Consider the following 16,624-nt stretch of genomic DNA (forward strand, 5'->3'; position numbering starts at 1 on the left):
GGCTCAGAGCCGGTATTCGGGCGCGTGGGCGCGCAGCCACTGCTCCAGCATCATGCTGATCCAGACCATCTCGCCGTAATAGCCGGGGTGAGCCGGCAACAGTTCGGCGAAGAGCTTCCCGACGAAGGCCTGGCGCAGGATGCCGCGTTCGGTGAGGCCTTCGACCGAGGCGCGGGCGAGTGTGCCCAGCGCCTTGTCCTTGAGCACCCACTGGCCGAAGGGCAGGCCGAAACCATGCTTCTTCTTGGCGAGGATCTCCCCGGGAAGGAAATCGGCGAGCGCCTGCTTGAAGAACCAGCGCAGCGACTGGCCGCGCACTTTCAGCGATGAGGGCAGGCTGGTCGCGATGTCCTGCAGCGAGTTGGCGAGCAGCGGGAAGCCGACCGAGAGTCCGGCCAGTTCGGTCGTGCCCGTCACCTTGGGAAGGTCGTTGTCGGCCAGCGTGAAACGCCAGTCGAAACCGAGGTGGCGGTCGATATCGTTGTCGGCGATGACCGCATCCCAGACCGCGCGTTGCAGCCGCATCGGCGCTGCGGCATCGCTCTTCGCGCGCAGAGTCGGGCTCAGCACCTCTTCCAGGCCCAGCCGGAAGAGCAGGTTGTACTGTTCGGTGCGGTCGGGAAGCGGGATGTTGGCTTGTTCGACGTAGGAGCGGATTTTGCTGAGACCGGGGGTTCTGGCCGCTGCCGCACTCCTTGAGAGCGGGTCGAGGACGAGATGGCGCAGCGGCGCCGGAATGCTCTGGTAGGCCGAGAATATCTTCTGTTTCGCGTAGCGGGTGTTGCCGCCGAACAGCTCATCGCCACCATCGCCGGCCAGCAGCTTGCCATAGCCGTCGTCGTGGGCGAGCCGCGCGAGACAGAAGGCCGGCAGCGCCGAGGAGTTGCCGAAGGGCTGGTCGTAATGGGCGGCCACCAGCGGGATATTCGCGACGAGATCCTGGGCGCTGACGTAGTACTCGCGGTGGTCGGCGTCGAAGGCGCGCGCGGCGATCCGCGCATAGGCAATCTCGTCGTAGCCGTCCGCATCGAAACCCATCGAATAGCAGCGGGGGCGGCTTTCGGTGACTTCGCGCAGCATTCCGACCACGGTCGAGCTGTCGGTGCCTCCGGACAGAAATGCGGCCACTCCCGGCTCCTCCGCTTCGCGGGCGACCGCGGCGCGGACCGCGGTGCGGAAGCGGCTCTTGAGCTCTTCAAGGTCCTCGACCGGGCGCGGCGCGAAAGTGGCCCGCCACCATGAACTCGTGTGCGCGTCAGTCGCCGTCGCGCAGAGCCTGAGGCCCGGCGCCAGGCGTTCGACGCCGCGGAAGATCGTGCGCGGGGCTGGAATCACATGGAAATACAGGTAGTCGAAGATCGCCTGAGGATCGATCGAGCGGCGTGCGAGCGGAACTGCGTCGGCCCGGTTCGCAAAGGCCGTGAGCTGGCCGACCCTGGCCCAGCACAGGCTGTGCGTCGAGAAACGGTCGCAGGCAAGGTTCAGGCTGGCGCGATCGAGATCGATCCAGAGCGCCGAGAATCGGCCGTCGAGCATCGCCAGCGTCGCGTCGGGCTCGGCGCGCAGGCGCTCGAGCAGAGCGCGCGGCGCTTCGCTCGCGAGCGCCGGGGAAAGGGTGGGGTCGGCGCTGTGCGGTCTTCCGGTCAGCACCAGAAGCGCGCGTTCGGTCACGACGAAACGCTGATCCGGCCCTTCTGCCTCGAGATCGAGGCCGGGACGGTCTATCCGCAGCGAGGCACTCGCGGTCGCGGCGAAGCCGGTCCGGATATCGAGGATTCCGGGGTCGAAACTGCCCCGAAGAATGTTGATGCGCTCGCTCATACCAGAACCTCGCGGACATGAGGATGGGACAGGAAATCGGCGGGGCTGGCGGTGCGGCCATAGGCCCCCGACTGGAACACGACGACGAGGTCGCCCGGTTCGGCGGCGGCGAGTTCCATCCGTTCGGCCAGCAGGTCGAGCGGGGTGCACAGCGGACCGACGACCGATGCGATCTCGCGCTCGGCGCTGCCCATCTTCGTGCCGATCGCGACCGGGTAGTTCTTGCGTATCACCTGGCCGAAATTGCCCGACGCGGCGAGGTGGTGATGCAGGCCGCCATCGGTGACCAGAAAGACCTGGCCGCGCGAGATCTTGCGGTCGAGGATACGGCAGACGTAGATGCCGGCCTCTCCGACCAGGTAGCGGCCCAGTTCGAGTTCCAGACGGGCTTCGGGCTGCTCGCGCGCGCAGCGCCCGGCCAGGGCGGCGAGGTTCTCGCCGATCGGCTCGAGCGCGAGACGCTGCTCACCGGGGAAATAGGGGATGCCGAAACCGCCGCCCAGGTTGAAAGTGCGGACCGGGGAGGGGGCCGCTTCGGCGAGGCGAAGGCACAGTTCAAAGCTCTTCTGCTGCGCTTCGACGATCGCGTCCGCGCGCAGGTTTTGCGATCCGGCATAGAGGTGAAAGCCTTCAAAGGCGAGACCCTGCCGGGCGATTTCCCTGAGCAGATCGGGAACCTGTTCGGCGTCGACGCCGAAAGGTTTCGCGCCTCCGCCCATCTTCATGCCCGAGCTCTTGAGCTCGAAGTCGGGATTGATGCGCACTGCGACGCGGGCCGTCCAGCCCCTCGCTTGCGAGATGTCGGCGAGCAGGCGCACTTCGCGGAGCGACTCGACGTTCAGCAGCACTCCGGCCGCGACCGCCTGTTCGAGTTCGGTCCGGGTCTTGCCCGGTCCCGCGAAGCTGATGTGTTCGGGCGCCATGCCGCTGTCCAGCGCGACCGCGAGTTCGCCGCCGGAGGCCAGATCGAAGCCGTCGAGCTGACGGGCGAGGTGATCGACGAGGGCCGGCATCGGGTTGGCCTTGATCGCATAGTGCAGCGCGACCTCGCCGGGCAGCGCCGCGCGCAGCTCCTGGATCCGGCGATCGAGCGCCGCGCGTTCATAGGCGTAGAAAGGGGTCTGACCGATGCGAGCGGCGAGGCGCGAGAGCGGCAGCCCGCCGAGGACGAGCTCGTTTCCCTGTCGGGCGGAGAAGGAGAAATCGGCGTGGCGGAGCGGGGGACGGATTTCGCTCATCAGGCGCTTTCGTCAAAAGATCCGGGAACGGGTTGGCAGAAATAACCGGCTTCTGGTTCTGATGCGCCAGAGCAGCGGCTTGCCGCCAATAAAGATATTGCTCGCCATTTTAGCTACGATGCGGCTATGTCGGCTGCGACGTTTTCCGCGATAGGCTGAAGAGGACTGCTTCGCTTGGCGTCGGTCTCAGGGACGCCAGGGATAGGCGCGCCATTTCCTGAACGATTCGTAGCTTGGGTCGCAACCCGACCAGGGGCGGTGGATCAAGGCCTGGATCGCAGCTTCGGTTGCAGTACGCCTGACCCACAGGCGCTGGGTATGGATACAGCGTGGCAATTGAATGAAATCGCGGCCCAGCCGTTGGGCGACGAGCGGATCGGAGAAGAAAGCCGGCGATCCGGTCGTCATAACGAGATCGAAATTGCCGGCGAGGAACTGCTGCCGGGTCTCGGCCAGGAAAACGGGAGCGAATTTGCCGCTCTGTGCGGGATCTAGCCACCTTGCATAGAACTTGCTGGGCGCTATCCGGCCACCCGCATAGAAGACCACCTGCGGATCGGATCCGACGTAGAACACCGGTGCGCCATCCGGAATGCGCGCAGCCAGCATCTTTCCAAACTGCTGGGCGGCAATGAAACGCATGCCCTCGCTATGCCCGTACTTCAGTATGGGGAGCATGAGGCTGGGCATGCTGAGCATCCAGACCAGCCTCAGCACCATTGTGAGCGACAGAACCGCGATGGCCCAGGTGACGATGCGGCGGTGCCGGGAAAGTGGGGTTTGATAGAGGTTTTCGAGCAGGAACAGGCTGGAGACGATCGCGGGGGCGATCAGCAACTGGTAGTAATGCGGGAAGAACTGGCCGGGTATCGCCATTGCGAGAAAACAGCCGAGCATCCAGCCGGAAAGCCAGAACAGTCGGCGCTCTGGCGCGCGGGCCATCCGCCAGAGCAGCCCGGCCGCCGAGAAGAGCAGCAGCGGCAGCAGGTCGAGCAGAAAGGGGCGGGCCAGATTGAGCGCTTCGATCAGCGTGCTGCCCAGCCCTTTCGCGTAGATCCTGTTGTAGGTGAACGCGGCTTCGTAGAACTTCGCCCAGAGGTTTTCGCTGTTGAGGAATTGCGCATAAGCAGCCCAGCCCAGCAGCCCGGTCAAACCGATGATTGCGATCTGGCCGAGCGTGCGGCGCGTGACGCGACCTTGCTCCCGCCAGTCCGCGAGCAGCAGGAATGCTCCCAGGGTGGCCGGAATGACCGCGTAGTGCTGCTTGAAAAGGGTCGTGAGGAAGAAGAGCAGAGCGGCGATGAACATGCCCGGCTGCGGGATGCGCCGCCGCTCGACGCCGAGCCAGAGACCCAGCGCGGTCAGCAGCATCGGGCGGACCAGGGATTCGGTGTTGGGCTGATTGGCCTGGAGCGGGAGGCAGAAACCGAGAACGATTCCCCAGAGGCAGGCGGTCAGCATCGCCCAGCGGTTGTGAAGCATCTGGCGGGCGACGAAGTACAGCGCCCCCAGAGACCACAGACCAAAGCAGATGTTGAGGGCGAGCAGCTGGACCTCGCCCATGCCGAAGAAGCGAATGAACAGGGCGTGGACGAAGAACGAAGCCGGCGGCTTGTGGTTCCAGAGATCCCCGTACAGTTCCCGGCCATGCAGCCATTCGTTGGCGATCAGGGCGTGGATGGCCAGATCCCGTTCCACGGGCTCGTGCATCGTGAAGAGGCGAAGGCCGACGGCGAGCGCCGCCAGGGCCAGCAGGGCGAGCATGGACAGGCGTTCCGCGTCCAGATCCGCTTTCTCCCCGGGGACCGCGCGCTCGTCGGCCAGAGAGGGGCCGGAGTCGGGGATCTGGGGAGGAGCCCCGTTCATCCGGATGTCTCGTCGAAAAGATCCTGGAACCGGCTCGCGAGTTCCTTACGGTCGATCTTGCCGTTCGGATTGCGCGGCAGCGCGCCGTCGTGAACGGCGACATGGGCCGGGATCTGCCAGGCGGGAAGCCGGGCTCGGCAGTCGGCGAGCAGGCCCTCCTGATCGAAGGCCTGACCGGGTGAAGGCGTGGCGACCAGCACGATCGCCTGGCCCAGCGTCGGATGAGGGACACCAAAGGCGGCGCATTCGCCGACCCTCTGCAGGCTGTAGATCACTTCCTCGACTTCGGTCGGGCTGACCCGGTAGCCGGAAGTCTTGATCATCTCGTCGCGGCGACCGATGAAGTAGAGGAAACCTTCCTCGTCCCGCCTGACCGTGTCGCCCGAGAATACCGCGATCTCGGGCATGACCAGCCCCGCCTGGCGGCAGCCAGCGGGCAGCGGGCGAAAGCGCTCGGCGGTCTTCTCGGGATCGTTCCAATAGCCCTGGGCGACCAGCGCGCCACGCTGCACCAGCTCGCCCGGCTCGTTCGGCGCGCAGACGCTGCCGTCCTCGCGTAGAACCAGGATTTCCGAGTTCGGGATCGCCTTGCCTATCGAGTCGGGGCGGCGGTCGACCTCGTCCGGATCGAGATAGGTGGCGCGGAAGGCTTCGGTCAGCCCGTACATCAGGAAGGGGCGGGTTCTGGGCAGGCGCTCGCGCAAGGCCTTGAGCGTCGCGAGCGGCATCCGGCCGCCGGTGTTCGCGATGTAGCGCAGATGGTCGGCGATCGCTTCCGGCCATTCGAGCTGGGTTAGCTGTATCCACAGCGGTGGCACGGCGGTGAGGCCGGTCACCTGTTCGCGCTCCAGGGCCCGGATCACGTCGCGTGGCATCAGGTAGTTCAGCAGCACGACTCGCGCGCCGGAGTGGAAGGCGGTCGTCAGCTGCGAGAAGCCGGCGTCGAAGGATAGCGGCAGCGCGGCGAGCAGCGTGTCCTCCGGGCTATTGCCCAGATAGCTCGCGACGCTCTTTGCGCCCGCGACCATATTCTGGTGCGAGAGCACGACGCCCTTCGGGCGCCCCGTGCTGCCCGACGTGTAGAGGATTGCCGCGAGGTCGCGGTCGATGACCCTATGCCCGGGCCCCGGCGGCGCGTCGAGCAGATCGGACCAGCGGTGGACCGGATGCGCCAGAGCGGGGCCGTCGGGCACTTCCCCGGTTACGACGAGGTGGCGCAGGTCGTGGCATTCGGTCAGAACCGGCGCGAGCAGCGGCAGGCGCTCGGGCGAGGTAATCAGCACTCTGACCGCGCAGTCGCGCAGGATGTAGGCGAGCTGTTCGGGTTTGAGCTGAGGGTTGATCGGCACGAAGGCGCAACCGGCGGCGGGCGCGCCAAAGCTCGCGACGACGGTCTCGATCCGTTTGTCCAGCCAGATCGCGACCCGTTCGCCGCGCGCGAGACCAAGGGCGAGCAGGCCCGCGGCGAAGCGCTCGACGCGGTTTGCCAGCTCGGCGTAATCGAGGCTCTGTCCCTTGGCGGACAGTGCGATCGCTGAAGGCGTCTTCTCGGCCGATTTCGTGATCAGATGCGGGAGGAGGAATGAGGTGCTCGTCATGTTCTGCGGGAGAAGGGGAGTTTCGGGTGATTCTAGGCGCAGCCGGATAGGGCTTGCGTGGGTTATATCACGGAGCCCGAGGGGTGCAATTCGCGGTCGGAGAGTTCCTTGGGCGGCTGGGTCCGTTCACAGGGGTCGAAAGCTGCCACGCTTGAGTGGCTTGGGCAGGATCGGGTTGAGCGCTTGGCCAAGGCGGAATTTGTAGCGCAGCGGAAGCGTGATCGAGAGCCATCTCAGGTGTTCGATCCGGGAGATGCGGCAGCTTGGGTGGCGGGAGAGGAAGGCCGCGTATTCGCTGGAAATGCTCTCCCTCTGTGCGGGCGAGGCGCGGTTTTTGCGGACGAACTCGAAGATCTCGTTCGCGCGATCCCACCTCTCGTTTTGAATTGCTCCCAGAACTCCGAGTGCAGCCCACCGCTCCCGCAGACGGGCGTGAGCGTCCTGTTCGAGAAAGGCATCGACGAGAATCAGACCTTCGAGTCCGGTGGAGCGGAAGGAATGGGCGTTGCGGTTGATCGCCGAGGTCGCCGAAGAATGAACCCGGAAGGTGGTGAGTGCTTCCGGGACAAAGGCGATTCCGTAGTGGCTGGCCGCCCGCGTCCAGTATTCCAGGTCGCACAGCTGCGTGAACTCCGGGTTGAATCGGCCAATGCGCTCGAAGACCGAGCGGTGGATCAAGGTGCTGGTCGGCTCGCCGACGTAATTGTTGTTCAAGCGCCGGGGAATTCTTTGGGCGAATTCGTCTGCAGAGACTCCCCGTCCCGGCCCGAGAAAGGCATTGATGGTCGCCCGGTTGCGCGCATAGATTGCGCGGAGTTCTTCGGTGGTCGATTCGGCGAAGAGGAAGTTCCGGTCGCAGGCGAGGAAGGGGGCGCTCTGTCTTCTCGCCTCGGCGAGGAGTTTCTCGACACACTGCGGGTGAAGCAGATCGTCCTGGAACAGGAATTTGATCCATTCGCCGTGCGCGATTTCCAGGCAGCGATTCCAGTTGCCGACCAGGCCCAGGTTCTTTTCGTTGCGAACGACACGGATCCGGGGGTCGAGAGTGGCAAGGCTTTGCACACGCCTGAGCGTGTCGTCGGACGAGCCGTCGTCGACGACCAGGATCTCCATGTCGCGAAAGCTCTGCGCGAGCGCGCTTTGCAGACTTTCTTCGATGAAGCGGGCGCCGTTGAAAGTTGGAATGCAGAGACTGACGAGGGCCATGGCTCTTCCTTGTGCGAGTCAGTTCGATTCCCGAGGGAGAACGGGGGATAGCGCAGTGAGCAGCTCTTCCGCGGCGGCGTAGGGGCTTCGGCCGCGCAGCCGCTGACGGGCCCGGGCAAGAGATTCGCGGCGCAGGGCGGGCCGATCGAGCCAGAGTCGCAGTGCGTCGTACCAGTCGGAGGGGGCGACGAGCGAGTTCGAGTCCTGGCCGAAGACGCGGCGGTAGGGTTCGACATCCGAGCAGAGCGCGGGGACCGCGCAGCTCGCATATTCAACCAGCTTGGTTGCGGTCTTGCAGCGGTTGAACTCATCGTCGATGAGCGGGCCCAGACCGATGTCCCAACCCAATTCGTAGAGTGACTGCAGATAGCCAGGGTAATCGCGCGTATAGCCGATGGTCTGAACCCGGTTTGCCCAGCGCCGGCGGAGCGCTTCCGGTGCGGGAAGGCCGAAGCAGTGGAAGTGCAGGTTCTCCCGCTCCGCCATCAGCCTTGCCAGAGCGGGCTCAATCAGCTGCATGTCACGCGAGTGGGAACTCGATCCGGCGTAGCCTATGGTTACCTGGTTGAGGTGCTGCAGCCTGCGTTTGATCCGGCAGGCTCTCGCCTTGAATGCCGTGCTCATTCCCGGCTGGGGTTGGAAGCAGACTCCGCTCAGGGTGCGGACGGTGTGTTGGGGACTGCGGGAGAGCATCTGTCCGGCAAGATAAGGCGTCGAGCAGAGAATCGCGTCGACGCGACCGAGGAATTCGTCCAGTCTTGCTGTGTGCCGGGCGTCGTAACGGACGCGATAGCGTTCCTCCATGTCGTCGGGGAGGCCGAAGAGCCAGTCGTCGAGGTGAAAGAAGACCGGAATGGATTGCGTGCGGTAGAACGAGAGAATCGATTCGGCGTGGGGGCCCAGGTAGCGGCTCAATACCGCCGCGCGCACCTCGTGCCCGTCGGTATCGAGCTCCAGCGCGTCGATCAGCGCGTCGCGGCTGATCGCATCGATCTCGTCGCCCGACCGGGCCAGCAGCTGCGTCGGACTGTGCGCCAGAGGGGCAGCGAAATTGATGAAATAGGTCGCGTTGTAGTGCTCGGTGAACACCGCGATCGCGCTCTTTCTCTTCATGTTCTGCCCTCCGACGATCGCGGATCCAGTGCCTGCTGCCAGGCATCGGCGATCCTTTCGAGGTCGTAGCCATGAAGCGCGAGAGCTTTTCCCTGTTGACGGTGCTGGCGGCGCAGGCCGGGGTTTTCGAGGTAGGCATTCAAGCCCTCGCGCCAGTCGTTCAGTGCGCAGACTTTCGCGAAGCCCTGGTAGCTGGGGATTTCGTCGGCGACGACGTTCAGGCCGTGATAAAGGGAGAGCGTGACGCGGTTGGCGCTCTTGCAGCGGGTGAAGCTGTTCCGGGTGACCGGGATCAGCGAGATCGCGTGCAGACGCAGCATCGCCAGAAAGTTCACCCTGTCCCATTCGACATAGTGCGTCGCGAAGGGAAGGCGGGCGAAGTTCTGTTCGAATTTTGCCCGCTTGTTGCTGATGACGGTCAGAGATAGACGGTGGTGCGCGTCGAGCTCGGCGAGCACGGGGGTGATGCGCGCGAGATCTAGCATCCCGCCTTCCGAGAACGCGTTTCCGTGTCCGCCAAACCAGATCAGCGGCGTGATCCCTCGCGATTTTTCAAGGGCGATACGGCCGCAGTGTTCCAGATAGCGAAGCCAGCTGAGCTTGCGCTGCGGGCTCAGCACCGAACGCAGCAGCCTGTCACTCGTATAGTTGATCCGTTTCTCGATCGGGTCTCCGATCACCCGCGGAATTTTCTCGAGACCGCATTCGCTGCGCATCACGCTGGCCAGTTCGTCCGAGCAGACCGTGACGGTGTCGCTCTGTGCGGCAAGCGTGCGCAGCCGTTCGCACGCCCGATCCCAGGCGCAGTCGGGAGAGCCCGAAAACTGGTTGTCACAGTTGTCGAGCAGGATGCGGGTGCCGCGCTGCTTGAGCCTCTGCGCGAGCGCGAGCGTTTTCTCGGCCACCTTTTCGCTGGTCACGGTCGGGAAAAGAGTCCAAGCGTCGAAGACGACCGCGTCGTAATCGCGGGTCTCATCGAAAAGCTCCGCGATCATGCCGCGGCGCTTCAGCGCCGAGATTGGATAGAGGCAGCGATAGCGCAATCCGGCTCGACGCTCGTTGACGTTGGGAACATACCAGGAGGCGCGCATGATGGGCGTACTCAGGAGAGTCGGAGTTTCTTCTGTCTGAGCCCCCTGATCTCGTCGACCAGTGGGTGATTGAAACAGACTATGCAGGTCGCGAAAGCCGTGAGCGATACCGCGGCGGCGGCGGCGAGCGTGAGCAGCGCACGCGCGGTCGTTCCGTCGTAGGCGAAAAGAACGGGGGTGGTGAGCAGCGTGGTGATGGCTGCGATCACCAGGTTGTTGCGACAGGCGGCCAGCAGCCTGGCCAGGCCGAGGCCAAAGCTCTTTTGCAGCGTGCGCTGAAGCATACCAATGCGGATCGCGCTGCCGAACACACCCGCCAGCGCGACCGCGATCAGGCTCTGCTGTGCAGCGAAAAAGAGCGCGACCAGATAGAGGACTCCTCCGACGACCTGGATCTGAAGAATTTCTCTGACGCGGCCATGGGCGGTCAACAGCGAAGGGGCGAGGAAGTAGGGCGCGGCCAGCATTCCGCCGATCGAACCTATCTGCAGCAGCGGCACGGCTCCCAGCCAGGCCCGGCCGAACAGGGTCAATACGAGAGGCTCGGCGAGCAACGCGAGCAGCAGGAAGAAGACCAGAGGGAAAACGGCCAGGGTATGGATTGCCTTGAGGTAGGCGCTGATCGTGTCACCGTCCGCGTGGTGGGTCTGGGCGAAAGCCGGCGTTGCGACCCGGCTGATTCCCGAGACGAAGAAGTCCTGGAAGGTGTCCAGCAGCGATGTCGATTTGCTGTTGATGCCGACTGCATGAAACCCCAGCCCCTGGGCGATCAGGATGTCCGGGGCGCGGCGGCTGAGTTGATCCAGAAAACGTCCGGTCGTGACCGTTCCGCCGAAAAGTCCGATCTCCCGCAGTCCGCTGAAGCGGGGCAGGATCAAGGTCTCGGCGGGGCGCAGAATCGTCAGCGCGAGCACCGTCGTCAGCGAGCTGGCAACCGAGGACCAGGCGAGGCTCATGTAGCTGTGGCCATTCCAGGCGAGAAAGACTGCCAGAGCCGCCCCGATCACGATGCTGGCAGTCTGGATCCAGAAGATCTCCTTGAACGCCATCTGTCGGGTCAGCAAGGCGAAAGTCGTCGTGCCTATCGGCAGCAGCACGAAGTTCAGCGCCAGGACGCGGACGACAGTCCTGAGCCCGGCTTCATGGTAGTGGGCGGCGATGAGGTCAGCCGAAAGGAAGATCAGAGCCGCGAGCGACCACGCGATCGCCAGCGAGACTCCGAACACCGAACGCAGCCTGTCCTGGGTCAGGTTTTTCTCCTGAACGACGTATTCGCCAATCCCGAAGTCACGCAGCAGCTGCGCGATCGAGACGATGGCCGCGGCCAGCGAGAACACGCCGGTTTCGGAGGGGCTCAGCAGACGGGCGAGAACGATCGAGCTTGCCAGCTGGATCACGAAGGAGACATAGCGCTGAGCCAGCGACAGGAGGGTGGCTTTTCGTATCGAATTCATCGGGGTCCGTTCGTCGGTTCAGATCCCGGCTGGCGTATCGATCGCCGCCAGGGTTCGCGCAGAAGCTCCGGCCATCCGGTTCAGCGTCTCGGTGAGTCGTTTGCCGCGCGCTTGCCGCTCGGCCCATGTGCCCATTCCGGCTCGCCAGGCCGAAGCGAGGCTGGCGCTGTCGTTGCTCTCGATCAGCGCGGCGGCGGTTTTCAGACCGAGATAGACCGGATAGCTCGGATAAGTCGTTTCCCAGGGGCTGCAGACCGTGACCGGAACAGAGAAGGCCAGCGGTTCGAGCACGTTGTGGTTGCGCCCGACGTGGGCGATGCTTGCCGCGCCATAGAAGTGTCTCAGGTCGCCCATCGTGTCCAGGATCAGGCATTCGACGTCCGGATCCAGAGCGGCGTCGGCGAGTTCCGAGCGCAGCCGGGAGTGGATCTTTTGCTTGGCACAGGCGCTCGCGAGAGAGGCCATCACCTCCGGATTCTCGGGATGGCGGGGCGCGATGACGAGGCGGGCTGCCGTCCCTCCGGCCTTCAGCTGCGCGAAAGCCGACAGGATCAGCTCCTGTTCGTCGGCGTCGGTGACGCAGCCGGCGACGACCAGGGGGCGATTGGCGCCGACCAGGTCGGCGAGCATCCGGGGGCTGTGGCTCTGCTCCGGCTGCCACTGGCTGCGGTCGAGCGCGTCGAACTTGATGTTGCCGGTCACCGTGATCCGTTCAGAGGCGGCGCCGGATGCGATCAGGCGGTCGGCGATGTCCTGATTCTGGACGCAGATCCGGTCGAACAGCGAAAGCCAGGCCCGGCCGAACAGCCGGCGCTCGAGTGCATCGCTGCGGCAGGACGGTGGATAGCCGTAGAGCCAGCCATTGACCGCGACGAGCGAAGCTCCGCGCCGGGCGGCTTCAAGAAGCCAGGCAAAGGCGAGCCGGCAGGGCGCATCGGAGGGCTGCAGCGGGATCTCGGCGATCACGAAGAGTTTGGGCGGGCGCAGGCGGGCCAGGCGGCGCGCTTCATCGAGCCCTTCTCCGATCTCGATCACGTCCGCCTCCGGAAAGCGCTTGCAGTAGGCTTCACGGTAGATGTTCCGATCGCTCAGCAGAACCCATTTGAGTCCCGCTGTCCGCGCCGCGAGCTCGATCAGGAAGGGCTCTATTGCGTGGAGTTCGCCAATCGTGGAGAGGAAGATCCAGACCGCGGGCTGCTCTACGGGCGGAGTCAGCTCGGGCTCGGGGGCTTTCTCGCCGTTTGCCGCGACCATTGTGATCGTCCGGAAGGCCGCCCAGCGCAGCAGAGTTCCTGGCGAGGGCTGCATAAACGGCCTCAGGCTTCGCTCATGACCGCGCGGTGCGCCGCCTGCAGGCGGGCATGCAGCGTGGGCAGGAAATTCCAGCGATAGGCGTTCAGGTGAAAGAGCCGGCTCTGCTGCTCGGTCCAGCGCGTGTGCCACTCCATGACCCGGCCATAGAACTCTATCCTCTTGATGCGCCGCTCTTCAAACAGGGCGCGGAAAGCTTCATGGTGCATCAGGGTCGCTGGCGAAGTGCTCTTGTGCTGCGATGAAAAGGTGGTTTTGAGCACGACCAGGCAGTCGCCACCGTATATCGACAGATCCATCGCAACGATCTCGTCATCGAAGCGGTAGCGCCAGATCTCGCCCCGTCCGGATCGGCAGAAGCGGTTCATCATTTCCTGATAGAAGCGCCCCTGCGCATTGCTGCTCCCTATGGCCGTTCCGCCGGCGGCTTTCCAGCTGCTCTGCTCCAGGCCTGCGTACTCGGCGATCGCGCGCTCGACTTCGGAGGCTGCGGTGATCCGGTCCAGCGTCAGCGCGATGCCTTCGGATTCGAGCTTGTGACGCTGTTTGCGCACATTCGTCTTCAGGTTCTTGCCGCGAGCTTCCCAATAGGTCGCGAAGTCGCTGTCGAGATCCACCCAGGCTGTGTCGATGTAGTCGAGGGTCTGCAGTTTGCTCTGACCGTAGGGGCGGGGCAGGAAGCGTGGGTCGATCTGGGTCAGGCTGGCGCTGAACGTGAAGCCGGGCAATTGCTGGATCAGTGCATCGAGCAGAGCGGCGATGTCCAGGTTGGGGCGCTGGAGCCACGGCCCCAGAGGCAGCTGGGAGGGCTGAAAGGTCTGCCAGCGGCCCAGGCCGACCGGTGCGAGCAGCGCGGCAGCGACGACTTCGTTGCCGCTGCATGCGACGGCCAGCTTTTCTTCGCCTCCGCCGAAGGTTTCGAGCAGAGGGATCAGGAAGTCGGTTTCGAGAAAGGGCAGGGCACAAGTCTTCCTGCACAGCGAGTCCCAGTCCGGTGCGTGCTGGCCGAGCGCTGAAGCGGGGAGAAAATTCCACACGAAACTCATTTCGAATTCTCTGAATTTGAAGGGAATCGACAAATCTTAGCCCTCGCGGGCGGCTGGCTTCGAGGAACTAATGCCGAGCCCGGGGGCGAGCGAGTCGAGCAGACGGGCGAGCGCCTCTCCCCGTTCGGAGGTCCCCGCAGAGGTGTCGGCCTGACGGGCGAAGGAGGCGGGATCTTCGATCAGCCGGGTGAGAAGGGTGCTGATCGCTTCGGGATCATCGAGCGCCGTACACGCTCCGCCCAGCTTCAGGGTTTCGCTCCAGGTGTCGCTGCCCGGCGAGCTCAGGCTGATGATCGGAAGCGCGGTGCGCGCGTATTCGTAGAGTTTTGCGGGGATCTGCAACGCACAGTTTTCCGCCTGGAGCACCAGCAGGGCACTGGCCTGCCTCATCTCCCGGCGCGCGGCGGTGCTGTCCAGCGGCGGCAGGATTTCGACGAGCGTCTCGATCGAGCGGCTGCGCGCGAGCGCGACGAGCCAGTCGCTGGCGCCCGGTGCGCGCAGCACGAGGCGCAGGCGACTGGCGAGATCGGGGCGGCGGACGCGCAGTAGCGCCAACGCGTCGAAGAGTGCGCTCGGATCCCGCTCCCACGGATAGATCAAGCCGCTGTGCAGCAGTACGAAATGCGCTCCCGGTGCGGCGGGAGGGGAGTCCTCGGGCCAGGGATCGGCGCCGTTGCGGATCAGATGAATGTGCGCCGCGGCTTGCGGATAGCGGCGGCGGTAGTACTCGGCACAGCCGGGCGTGACCGTGACGATCGCCGAGGCACGCTCGAACACGCGGCGTTCGACCTTCTCGTAAGCCTTCCACTGGGCGGGGTCGCGTGGATAGCCGTCGTGGGCCATCGGGTCGCGCAGGTCGGCGACCCAGGGCAGGCCGCTCAGGCGGGCGAGGCTTGCGCCAATCCGGTGCGCCGTCGCGATCGGGAAAGTGCTCCAGAGCGCATCGAATCGCCCGCTTGCGATCAGGCGCAGACCGAGCATGGTTGCCGGCAGCCACCAGCTGCGCCAGCGGTCGGGGCGGGCGAGAAAGCCCGGGTAGTGCCCCATGATCGCCAGATGGCGTTTCGCATCGAGGGCCAGCGCGCGGTGCACGATCAGCCCGTCCGGCAGGTCGCCTGCGCCGATCGGCCGGGCGCTCTCATAGGCCTGACGGTTTGCCGTCAGGATCTCGGGCTGCCAGCCAAAGGCCGGCAGCGCGCGGGCCAGGTTCAGCGTGCGCTGGATGCCGCTGCTCCCGCTGTGCGGCGGGAAGTGATAGGCGATCATCAGGAGTCGCTTCATCACACCGTCCCGTCGATCAGCGTCTTCAGCGTCTCGGCGATCCAGTCCAGATTCGTCGCCGACAGATCCTGGTGACAGCCGATCTGGAACACATGATGGGACCATTTTTTTCCCGAGTCGCCAGGCAGATCGGGCGTTGCGGGCCAGCGCTCGTCCCAGCGGAAGACCGGAACCCCGCTTTGGCGCAGCTTCTGGTAGACCTCGTCCGGACTATCGACCCAGAGCGGGAAGACGTAAGGCGCGGCGTTTCCGCCGCAGCTTCTCTGCAGCGGGCGGGCGCCCCTGAGGCCCGCCAGGCGCTCGGCCAGGCCCGCGTAGTTGGTCTGGCGCAGGCGCACCGTGCGCGCGCTGCCGCCGGCGCGCACGAGCATGCGGGCGGCCGCGGCGATACGCGAGAAAGGCAGGGCTTCGGGGGAGAAATCCGCGTGGGCGCGGAGTATCGCCGCAGCAAGCGGATCCTCCGGGATGCTCGGAGTGTGGGTCGAAACTGCCCGGTTCAAACGGCGCTTGGCGTCGAAGAGCGGGTTGAGCAGCGAGTTCAGTCCTGCGAGACGTCCGTGCTGTACGCTCAGTTCGAGTGCGTCGGCGAGCACGCGCAGGCTGGCCGATGAGGGGCGTCTGGCCAGGCTCAGAGCCGGGCTCGTCAGCGGATGGCGGTGCGAGACCAGGCACCCGCCTTCGGTGACCGGGAAAAATTTGGTCAGGCTGGCGATCGCGTAGTCGCCCCATGAGCCGACTGGTTGCCCTTCGCAGAGGCCGAAGAAGGCGTGAGCGCAGTCCTCGATCAGCGCGATCCCCTGCGCATCGCAGAGCGCGCGGATCCGCGACAGGGGTTGAGGCAGGCCGAAGTAGTGCGGAACGATCGCGGCACGGGCGCCATCGAGCAGCTCTGCGGGGAGCTGATCGAGAAGCGCTTCGCCATGGGGGCCAGTCGGGTAGAAGACCGGTTTGCCGCCCAGCGCGACGATAGGCGCGACCATGGTCGGGCAGTGATAGGTCGGCACCAGGATGCGGTCTCCCGCCTGACAGCCTGTTGCGCGCAAGGCCAGAGCGATCGCGGCGCGACCGCTGGTCGTCGGCAGGCGATACTTTGCCTCCATGATGGAAGGTAGTGGACTCTTGCGTCTTTCGAGCAGATAGGCCCAGGACAGCACAGGAAGGCGGGGCAGGACGAGAGAGTGAGTGGACATCGGATGTTCTCTTCTTGACGGTCCCGGGAGGGCTTCTGGAGCTCCTCCGGCAGTTTGTCACGAGCCGGTCCGGAGGGAGCCCTATAATAGGTGCCGCTTTAAGGCGCGGCTGTTAAGTGGTTCGCGCCTGTCTCATTTTCAGAGAGGACTGGATGTCGGAAACTCGCAAGGAACTCGTGGCCATTCTCGATGAGCTGCTCAGCCTGAATGGCCGTGCGGCCTCATTCACCGATGACACGGCGCTGCTCGGCGCCCTGCCCGAGCTCGATTCGATGGCTGTCGTGGGTGTGATTGGCGCGATCGAGGAGAGGTTCGGGCTGATCTTCGGAGACGATGAAATCGATGGCACGTCGTTCGCGTCCTTCGGCAGCCTCAAGGCTTTGATCGAAAGCAAGCTGAACGACTGAAC

At 64.9% G+C, this 16,624-nt stretch carries 13 protein-coding genes; 1 reads left to right on the forward strand and 12 read right to left on the reverse strand.

The window, feature by feature from the left end:
- Window positions 1-3: 3 nt before the first annotated feature.
- The 12 genes from ACHFB9_RS03385 to ACHFB9_RS03440 form a co-directional block, all read right to left on the reverse strand.
- Window positions 4-1,821 (reverse strand): asparagine synthetase B family protein, encoded by a 1,818-nt coding sequence (locus ACHFB9_RS03385; RefSeq protein ID WP_417069572.1) that lies wholly within the window; start codon window positions 1,819-1,821, stop codon window positions 4-6.
- A complete protein-coding gene (locus ACHFB9_RS03390; protein WP_417069573.1) occupies window positions 1,818-3,059 on the reverse strand; it encodes a pyridoxal-dependent decarboxylase, exosortase A system-associated in 1,242 nt (413 codons plus the stop codon). The genes ACHFB9_RS03385 and ACHFB9_RS03390 overlap by 4 nt, the downstream gene beginning before the upstream one ends.
- 186 nt (window positions 3,060-3,245) lie before the next feature.
- Window positions 3,246-4,925, reverse strand: coding sequence for an ArnT family glycosyltransferase (locus tag ACHFB9_RS03395; protein ID WP_417069574.1), 1,680 nt, complete (start codon window positions 4,923-4,925; stop codon window positions 3,246-3,248).
- Window positions 4,922-6,523, reverse strand: coding sequence for an acyl-CoA ligase (AMP-forming), exosortase A system-associated (locus tag ACHFB9_RS03400; RefSeq protein WP_417069575.1), 1,602 nt, complete (start codon window positions 6,521-6,523; stop codon window positions 4,922-4,924). Before ACHFB9_RS03400 ends, ACHFB9_RS03395 begins: the two co-directional genes overlap by 4 nt.
- Window positions 6,524-6,649: 126 nt before the next feature.
- A complete protein-coding gene (locus tag ACHFB9_RS03405; protein ID WP_417069576.1) occupies window positions 6,650-7,729 on the reverse strand; it encodes a glycosyltransferase family 2 protein in 1,080 nt (359 codons plus the stop codon).
- An 18-nt stretch (window positions 7,730-7,747) separates the two neighbouring features.
- Window positions 7,748-8,842, reverse strand: a complete 1,095-nt coding sequence (locus ACHFB9_RS03410) for a glycosyltransferase family protein (RefSeq protein ID WP_417069577.1) — start codon at window positions 8,840-8,842, stop codon at window positions 7,748-7,750.
- On the reverse strand, window positions 8,839-9,933 hold the full coding sequence (locus ACHFB9_RS03415; RefSeq protein WP_417069578.1) for a hypothetical protein: 1,095 nt from the start codon (window positions 9,931-9,933) through the stop codon (window positions 8,839-8,841). Before ACHFB9_RS03415 ends, ACHFB9_RS03410 begins: the two co-directional genes overlap by 4 nt.
- Before the next feature lie 11 nt (window positions 9,934-9,944).
- Window positions 9,945-11,387 (reverse strand): lipopolysaccharide biosynthesis protein, encoded by a 1,443-nt coding sequence (locus tag ACHFB9_RS03420; protein WP_417069579.1) that lies wholly within the window; start codon window positions 11,385-11,387, stop codon window positions 9,945-9,947.
- An 18-nt stretch (window positions 11,388-11,405) separates the two neighbouring features.
- Complete coding sequence (locus ACHFB9_RS03425; protein WP_417069580.1) at window positions 11,406-12,695, reverse strand: 3-deoxy-D-manno-octulosonic acid transferase; 1,290 nt, start codon at window positions 12,693-12,695, stop codon at window positions 11,406-11,408.
- Window positions 12,696-12,703: 8 nt separating this feature from the next.
- Entirely contained in the window at window positions 12,704-13,744 is a 1,041-nt protein-coding gene (locus tag ACHFB9_RS03430) for a GNAT family N-acetyltransferase (protein ID WP_417069581.1), read from the reverse strand.
- Window positions 13,745-13,780: 36 nt separating this feature from the next.
- A complete protein-coding gene (locus ACHFB9_RS03435; protein ID WP_417069582.1) occupies window positions 13,781-15,025 on the reverse strand; it encodes a glycosyltransferase in 1,245 nt (414 codons plus the stop codon).
- A complete protein-coding gene (locus ACHFB9_RS03440) occupies window positions 15,025-16,215 on the reverse strand; it encodes a DegT/DnrJ/EryC1/StrS family aminotransferase (protein ID WP_417069583.1) in 1,191 nt (396 codons plus the stop codon). Before ACHFB9_RS03440 ends, ACHFB9_RS03435 begins: the two co-directional genes overlap by 1 nt.
- Window positions 16,216-16,367: 152 nt before the next feature.
- On the opposite strand from ACHFB9_RS03440, the gene ACHFB9_RS03445 reads away from it, so the two are divergent.
- A complete protein-coding gene (locus tag ACHFB9_RS03445) occupies window positions 16,368-16,622 on the forward strand; it encodes an acyl carrier protein (protein WP_417069584.1) in 255 nt (84 codons plus the stop codon).
- Window positions 16,623-16,624: the final 2 nt, after the last annotated feature.

The sequence above is a fragment of the Niveibacterium terrae genome (assembly GCF_048213115.1).
In the GTDB taxonomy this organism is placed as follows: domain Bacteria; phylum Pseudomonadota; class Gammaproteobacteria; order Burkholderiales; family Rhodocyclaceae; genus Niveibacterium; species Niveibacterium terrae.

Excerpts from the sequence above, each read along its gene's own strand:
- ACHFB9_RS03385 (WP_417069572.1), bottom strand. The coding sequence starts at position 1,821 with ATGAGCGAGCGCATCAACATTCTTCGGGGCAGTTTCGACCCCGGAATC.
- ACHFB9_RS03390 (WP_417069573.1), bottom strand. The coding sequence starts at position 3,059 with ATGAGCGAAATCCGTCCCCCGCTCCGCCACGCCGATTTCTCCTTCTCC.
- ACHFB9_RS03395 (WP_417069574.1), bottom strand. The coding sequence starts at position 4,925 with ATGAACGGGGCTCCTCCCCAGATCCCCGACTCCGGCCCCTCTCTGGCC.
- ACHFB9_RS03400 (WP_417069575.1), bottom strand. The coding sequence starts at position 6,523 with ATGACGAGCACCTCATTCCTCCTCCCGCATCTGATCACGAAATCGGCC.
- ACHFB9_RS03405 (WP_417069576.1), bottom strand. The coding sequence starts at position 7,729 with ATGGCCCTCGTCAGTCTCTGCATTCCAACTTTCAACGGCGCCCGCTTC.
- ACHFB9_RS03410 (WP_417069577.1), bottom strand. The coding sequence starts at position 8,842 with ATGAAGAGAAAGAGCGCGATCGCGGTGTTCACCGAGCACTACAACGCG.
- ACHFB9_RS03415 (WP_417069578.1), bottom strand. The coding sequence starts at position 9,933 with ATGCGCGCCTCCTGGTATGTTCCCAACGTCAACGAGCGTCGAGCCGGA.
- ACHFB9_RS03420 (WP_417069579.1), bottom strand. The coding sequence starts at position 11,387 with ATGAATTCGATACGAAAAGCCACCCTCCTGTCGCTGGCTCAGCGCTAT.
- ACHFB9_RS03425 (WP_417069580.1), bottom strand. The coding sequence starts at position 12,695 with ATGCAGCCCTCGCCAGGAACTCTGCTGCGCTGGGCGGCCTTCCGGACG.
- ACHFB9_RS03430 (WP_417069581.1), bottom strand. The coding sequence starts at position 13,744 with ATGAGTTTCGTGTGGAATTTTCTCCCCGCTTCAGCGCTCGGCCAGCAC.
- ACHFB9_RS03435 (WP_417069582.1), bottom strand. The coding sequence starts at position 15,025 with ATGAAGCGACTCCTGATGATCGCCTATCACTTCCCGCCGCACAGCGGG.
- ACHFB9_RS03440 (WP_417069583.1), bottom strand. The coding sequence starts at position 16,215 with ATGTCCACTCACTCTCTCGTCCTGCCCCGCCTTCCTGTGCTGTCCTGG.
- ACHFB9_RS03445 (WP_417069584.1), top strand. The coding sequence starts at position 16,368 with ATGTCGGAAACTCGCAAGGAACTCGTGGCCATTCTCGATGAGCTGCTC.